The organism is Pseudanabaena sp. 'Roaring Creek' (assembly GCF_001402795.1).
Classification (GTDB): domain Bacteria; phylum Cyanobacteriota; class Cyanobacteriia; order Pseudanabaenales; family Pseudanabaenaceae; genus Pseudanabaena.
In genome coordinates this window covers 1-7,636 of the sequence record NZ_LIRE01000421.1, presented here as the reverse complement: position 1 = coordinate 7,636, position 7,636 = coordinate 1, and the positions used below count along the sequence as shown (strand labels likewise).

Annotated in this window: 3 protein-coding genes; all 3 read right to left on the bottom strand. The window is 45.0% G+C overall.

All coding sequences use genetic code 11. The features are described from left to right. Positions 1-113: 113 nt before the first annotated feature. From AC805_RS13990 to AC805_RS13980, 3 genes are read right to left on the bottom strand one after another with little or no spacing between them, the layout of a single operon-like run. A complete protein-coding gene (locus AC805_RS13990; RefSeq protein ID WP_055075988.1) occupies positions 114-3,431 on the bottom strand; it encodes a response regulator in 3,318 nt (1,105 codons plus the stop codon). Then, a complete protein-coding gene (locus AC805_RS13985) occupies positions 3,428-3,856 on the bottom strand; it encodes a response regulator (RefSeq protein WP_009627986.1) in 429 nt (142 codons plus the stop codon). The genes AC805_RS13990 and AC805_RS13985 overlap by 4 nt, the downstream gene beginning before the upstream one ends. 2 nt (positions 3,857-3,858) lie before the next feature. Next, a complete protein-coding gene (locus AC805_RS13980; RefSeq protein ID WP_055075987.1) occupies positions 3,859-7,323 on the bottom strand; it encodes a PAS domain-containing protein in 3,465 nt (1,154 codons plus the stop codon). Positions 7,324-7,636: the final 313 nt, after the last annotated feature.

The following is a 7,636-nucleotide window of genomic DNA, read 5'->3' as shown; positions in this document are numbered from 1 at the left end:
TATATAGCTACAGTCACTTGAATTAGGACAAATCAAAACCCAAGAATTAATTGGCGGCGCTTCGCGCCGCCAATTAATTCTTGGGTTTTATATCCTAGTACACTTGGCGACAGCTATAAATTATCGCGACATAGAAAATTTTGGATTGTATGGACTAATTCTCTTAATTTCACAGGCTTGGCAAGATAATCATTTACCCCTGCGGCAAGACAACGATCGCGATCGGGTTGCATGGCTAGAGCAGTCAGGGCAATAATCGGCACCTTAGCTAAGGAAGGAATTTGGCGAATCTGTTTAGTGGCTTCTAATCCATCTATTACAGGCATCTGAATATCCATCAGAATCAGATCGGGCTTAGTCGATTGCGCCATAGCGATCGCCTCTTGACCGTTGGCAGCCAGCGCAATGCGATACCCTTTTGCCATGAGGTAACTGGAAATTGTCATCACATTGGCTTCGTTATCCTCCGCAATCAAGATGAGCGGTGATTTTAATTCAACGATATCTAAATTGAGTCCTGCATTGACAAATATTTGAGCATTCTCTGCGGGATTAAGCGGCATCGCTAAAGGGGAAACGCAAGGTAGCTCGATGGAAAAACAACTGCCCGCACCTAATTCGCTAGTCAACCCAATCTTACCGCCATGGAGCTCCACAATCTTCTTGACGAGGGCAAGTCCCAACCCCGTACCCGTATATTGGCGGTTCAAGGCACTGTCAATTTGGACAAAGGGTTTAAATAGTTTGGGGATATTTTCCTTGGCAATTCCAATCCCCGTATCCGTCACTAAAATCTGAAGATATTCCCGATCGTCACCACTGACTCGTTCTCTCGGCTTAGCAATTTGAATGACCTCTAAGGTAATCTGTCCCCCATTGGGAGTAAATTTGACTGCATTATTGAGGATATTAATCAATACTTGCCGAATCCGCCGTTCGTCAACTAGGAGATCGGGCAGGTTTTGCTGGTACTTAGTAAAGATCTGGAGTTGTTTTTGCGTTGCTTCCTGTTTCACAAAGGATAGGCTGGACTGAAAGAGTTGACTAATCGAGGTTGGGGCACATTCCAGTTCAATTTGCCCAGATTCTATTTTAGAAACATCAAGAATGTCATTGATCAGTTCTAATAGATGCGTTCCACTAGCTTCTATAGTTTGTAATGCTTTTAACTGGCGATCGCTAATCTCACCAAATACTTCTTCCTGTAATCCCTCGGTCATACCCAAAATGGCATTCAGGGGAGTACGTAGTTCGTGACTCATATTGGCAAGAAATTCATCTTTGAGTCGCGTAGCACGAGCCAGTTTCTCATTAGTTTTTTGGAGTTGCGCCTCAGCCTTCTTGCGATCGCTAATATCCCGAATAAAAAAGACTACTTCCTCATTGCCGCAGGGAGCGACGCGAACTTCTTCGTAGCGAAGTTTGCCATTCAGATGAATTTGCTGTTCGTAACTAAATACCGACTGAGTTGTGAGGGCTCTTTGGATGGCTTCATACTTAACATCTGCATGGTCTTTGAGAATATCTATGGGCAATTGGTCGTAAATGCTTTTGCCAATCACCTGCACAGGATCGACAAGGTTTTCCCCTTGAGGTGAAGCCATAAAATCGACATACCTACCTTCACGATCGACGCGAAACACAATGTCAGGCAGCGCCGAAAGCGTAGCACGAGTACGTTCCTCACTACGTTGCAAGGCTTCTTGCATGGCATAGCGATCGCTAATATCCATAATAATGCCAAACAATCTAGTTACCTGACCGACCGCATTCCAGATTGCTTCCGCCCTCATAAAAACATAGCCCGTAGAGCCATCAGCACGAATAATTTGCGCATCAATGGCAAAGGGCTCGCGGTACTTAATGGCGCGTTCGTTCAGCAATTGCAAACGTTCCTGTTCGTGGGAGGCAAAGTATTGACAAAACTGTCCGTAGGTTGGTTCGGCATAATTAGAATCGAGGACAAAGATTTTGAAAAGTTCCTCTGACCAACTCAGCTTTTGGGTTGATAGATCGATTTCCCAACTACCGAGGTGGGCGATCTGCTGTGCTTCCCGCAACCGAGCTTCACTCTTCTGTAAAGCTTCCGTACGCCTTTCTACTCGTTTTTCTAGTTCCCGATTTAAATGCTCTAGGGCTTGGGTCGATCGCTCGCGCTCGATCGCAATTTTGACGATATTCGCAGCGATCGCAATTATTTCTAACTCGCGGGGATGGGGGCTGTGAATGGAATGGTGATATAGGGCAAAGGTGGCAACCACCGAACCATCACTAGCGATGACGGGCAATGACCAACAGGATTGTAAATTATAGGATAGGGCTAGATGCCTATAGTTTTGCCATAGCGGATCGGTATCAATATCCGCGACAATGACTGGCTCTTTGCGAAAAGCCGCCGTACCGCAGGAGCCCACACCTTCAGCGATCGCTAGCCCTTCGAGCGCCTGATTATAAGCATCTGGCAAACTAGGAGCCGCGCCATGCCGCAGTTTACCTTGGCGATCGCACAGTAAAACAGAACATAAACCTCCTTCGATCTGTTCTTCTGTCACCCTTACTAAGGCATCGAGAATATCGCGTAGAGGCTCACCCTTGGCAATACGTTCCAAGATTGAGTTTTGCATCTCTATGCGCAATTCAGCCAGTTTGCGATCGTTGATGTCTAGGTGCGTTCCTGCCATGCGCGAGGGTTTCCCCCGAGCATCCCAATCCACCACCTTGCCTTTGCACAATATCCAAACCCAAGAACCAGATTTGTGCTGCATCCGTAATTCACACTCGTAGCTCTGGATTTTATGACTGAAGTGCTGCTCGATCAGGGAATTGGCTTTCTTAAAATCATCGGGATGGAGATACCTTTGCCAAGTCTCAAAACTAATTGGCTCTATTTCCGTGAGCGTATAGCCAATTATTTCTGCCCATCTGGAGTTAATATTTATTACCCCTGCTGCAATATCCCAATCCCACAATCCAATTCCTGAACCTTCAATGGCAAGTTGTAAGCGTTCTTTGGCTCGATCTAATTCGAGTTTCGTGCATTGACGTTCCCAACGGATCTGGGCTTCCCGAACTTCTCGCCGCACGGCTTCAGCAAGGCGAGCCAACCCATCTTTCATCAAGTAATCATGCGCCCCAGCCTTCATGAGTTCTACAGCCGCAGTCTCACCAATCTTCCCCGAAACCACAATGAAAGGTAGATTTGGATAATTCTGTTTCACGATTGTCAATGCATCGGATGCATCAAACTTGGGCAAATGATAGTCCGAAATAATTGCATCCCAAGGTTGCCGAGCCAGAGCTTCACGTAGTGCTTCCGCCGTTTCCACCCTTTCCAAGGTCACATTAAATCCGCCACGACGCAACTCTCGCAATAGGAGGAGGGAATCATCTTCTGAGTCTTCAATGTTTAAAATTTTTAGGCTATCGGTCATGGTTTGCGCACCTCTGGGTGTATTTCATTAATTACTGCCCAATACAGCCCTAGTTGACGTACAGCCTCAATAAATTTCTCAATTTCTACAGGCTTGCGTACATAGCTATTTGCCCCCAAATTATAGCTATTAATGATGTCGCTTTCTTCACTAGAGGAAGTAAGCACCACAACGGGTAATAAATGCGTGCGTTCATTGGCTCGAATCTGTCGTAAAACTTCCAGTCCATCAATTTTGGGTAGCTTTAAGTCTAGTAAAACTACGCTGGGTAAAGGGTTAGAACTTAGCACCATTGCCAAGGCTTCTTCACCATTACGCGCTACTAGTATTTCATTAGCAATGCTGCCACGCCGTAAAGCTCTAATCGTCAGTCTTTCATCATCGGGATTATCTTCAACTAATATAATGGGACGAAGAGAAGGCATGATTAAATCTCCTGTACTAATGATAGATCGGCTAAGGTAAAGTAGAAAGTTGCCCCTTTTTCTACTGCACCCTCAGCCCAAACCTTTCCACCATGACGATGGATTGCCCGTTGAACCGTCGCTAAGCCAATTCCCGTACCTGCAAATTCATTCGTATTATGTAAACGTTGAAAGACTCCAAATAGCAGATTGGCGTAGTTCATATCAAATCCTGCTCCATCATCACGCACAAAGTAAACTAATCGATCGTCTTCAATATTAGCTATATTAGCTCGATCGCCAAGCGATGCGATTACGCCGAACTCGATCCTAGCGATAGGATGATGGCTAGTAAATTTCCATGCATTTTGGATTAAGTTACTAATTGCGATCCGCATGAGGGCAAGATCGGCAAGAACTATCACTCCATCCGCGATCGCCATTTCAACCTGTCTGTCTGGCTCAAGGGCTTGCAGTTCGTCAAGTTGTTCCTGTACTAACTGGCTCAGATTCACTTGACTATATTGCATCTCCGAGCGAGATACACGGGATAACCGCAGCAGGTCTTCGATTAATGTTCCCATCCTCGCAACATTACGGCGAATTCGATCAAAATAGTCCTTAGCATCATCATCAAATTTATCTCCATAGTCCTCGATGAGGGCTTTGCTAAATCCATCGATCGCCCGCAATGGCGATCGCAAATCATGGGAAACGGAATAGGCAAAAGCCTCTAACTCATGGTTAGAAGCCGCCAATTGAGCCGTAGTTTGCCTGAGCTTAGCTTCCGACTGCTTGCGATCGGTAATATCGTGGGCTGTCCCGATCAATAAAAGCAAATGCCCCACTTCATCGACTATGGGCTCTCCTCTGGATTGGAGATAACCCAGAGAGCCATCAAAGCGATAAAAGCGAATTTCGAGATTGTAGGGCTGTATCTCGCTAATAGCCGACTGCACTAATTGCTGATGAAATTCGCGATCGTCAGGATGGATTAATTGCTGGAGTTCTTCAAAGGTCGGCGTACCAATTTCGGGATCGCGTCCAAAGATTTGAAACATTTCATCCGACCACAGAATCCGTCCGTCATGGGGATCGAATTCCCAACTCCCCAATTTACCGATTCGCTGGGCAGTTTTGAGATGGGTATCACTCTTGCGCAGTTTTTCTTCCGTTTGCTTGCTGATGGTCATGTCGCGATGCGTGCCAATCATGCGTAAAGGCTTACCCTCTGCATCTCGCCTTACCACTTTTCCGTAATTGGCAATCCAACAATATTTCCCTGATTTCGTTCTTACTCGATAGTCAAATTTATAGGGAACCGTAGCATCCTCAAAATGAGCATTGAGACATTGCATTACCCAAGGTTTATCATCGGGATGAATCAACTGTTCCCATACACTCACATCAGCGGCGAGTTCGTTACTCTCAAAGCCGATCATTTCCGCCCATTGGGGACTAAGATAGAGCTCACCTGTCGGGATATTCCAGTCCCACAATCCATCACCCGCCGCTTCTAGGGCGAGATTTAATCGTTCTTCACTAAGTCGCAATGCTTCCTCCGATTTTTTCCGATCGCTAATATCGATATGACAGCCGATCATGCGTAGTGGGCGATCGCCATCCCATTCAATGACCTTCCCCAAGCAAATGACCCATACCGTAGAGCCATTTTTATGACGATAGCGGACTTCATTCCAATAGGGCACTGCGCCATGACTTTCAACATGGCGATCGAAGGCTTCTAAGACCTTGGCTAAATCTTCGGCAAAGATCAAATGTTGCCAAGTTTCAGGAGAATTGGGCAATTCATTATCTTCATAGCCGAACATTTTCTTGAAACCTTCGCTCAGATATTCTTCATTGGTTTGGATATCCCAGTCCCAATAACCTGCCAGAATAATATTAAAAAGGCTTTCCAACAGCTTCAGTTCTTTCCGCACTTGCTCGGCAAGTAGCATCTCCGCTTCAGCTTTTTTGCGATCGCTAATATCCGTATGAGTGCCAATCATTCTGACAGGATTATTCCACTCATCTCTGGCAACGATTTTACCAAGAGAAAGAATCCATTTCCATTCCCCCGTTTTCGTACGTTGGCGAAATTCCACCTCATATTCTGGCAAAATCCCTGCTATATAGTTTTTAAAGATCTCCAGCGTCCGATCGCGATCGTCTGGGTGCAATCTTTCCATCCATTTAGCATTGCTTTCTTGAAAAGTATCGGGGTCATAGCCTAGCATCATGGCATATTCAGCATTGACAATCGCCGAGCCACTCAGTAAATCAAGATCGTAAAGCCCTTGGTTTGCTGCACATAGAGCTAATCGCAATCGATTTTCACTTACCTGTAAATTGTACTCAGACTGAATTCGCTCTTGGATATTCGCGATCGCTTGTCCCATCACCTGTAATAAACGGATCGATTCTTCGTCCCAATGGGTCACATGACTAAAGGAGGCAAAACCGATCAATCCCGTCACCACCGATTTTTGAATCAGCGGAACCGATAGATTCGAGACAAGATGAAACTTTTGCCAATGGGAGCGATCGATCGCTGCCTCGACAGGTACATCGGCAACATTAGGAATATTAACAATTTGGCGTTGTAGGAGCTTGGTATGCGACCAAGGGAATAGGGTGAGGGGAATATTCTTAACCAAGGTCATCTGCTGTGAATATTCTGGTTTTGACCATGCATGGGTGACGCTTACGGTTCCCTCTGGGAGAGAAGAAATAGCATCATCTATGGGTTCAGCGATGTCATATTTGATCAGATAGCTAGTGTCAGAGTTGGTCGCCTTACAGACTAGCTGCAAAGCGCTAACGATTTCCGCGTCAAGGTTATTAGGGCTAACATCAATAAACCGACTACTAATTTCCGCAATTAATTGATTAAAATCTCGCTGTGTTTTGAGAGCTTGTTCTGCGGATTTGAGCTTTTGAATTGCGGCTTGCTGTCTGCTAATAGCAATTTTGCTAATCCCAATCACCTCCTTCTGAGCCGCTTGACGGATCAATAGTTGAGATAGGGACAATTGCCAAAGGCTCTCTTGAGTGAGCAGTCCCAAAGGGCGATCGCCATCGTCTAAAATTGGCAAATTGCGAATGCGATGCTTTTGCAACAAATGCATCACGGTGAGAAAGTCCGTAAATTCAGATTCCTGAATTGCGATCACAGGTGAGGTCATGACTGCCTGCATAGTCAATTGCTCTAGCGATCGCTGCTGAACGCTCAACCTGACAACATCTCGTTCTGTAAAAATACCGATAACCTTTTCCTGCTCAACAACCAGTACACATCTCGATCTTGCCTCTTGGTGGATGTAATCTTCATCAATGTCCTCATTACCATCCGTACGATTGGAACTAAAAGAGATCATTTGCGCGATCGCTTCAATTACTGGCGTTTCAGGGCTTACCGTTAAAATATTACGGATAATCGCCGATCTCAATTCGTTAGGCGTAAAATCCTCTGCGTGGTTAGACATAATGTTATGTAATCCAAAAACAACACGCAAAAAAACAAGAACTAAGTCTGACTTTATTCTTGGTAATGTCAGCCAAGCAAAAAAAACAGGAGATATTTAATTTTATCTTTATATTATATCGATTCCCATTGGCGTGATATGAAATTTGCAAATAGGAATATTAAATACCCTCGATAAAATTCAATACATTATCAATAAATTACCAAGTATAGATAATTCAAATAAAAACTACAGCTTCGACTTCGCTCAGCTAGCTTACACCGAGGGCTGAGCGAAGTCGAAGCCCGTCTACAAGTTATTTAAAACAACTATA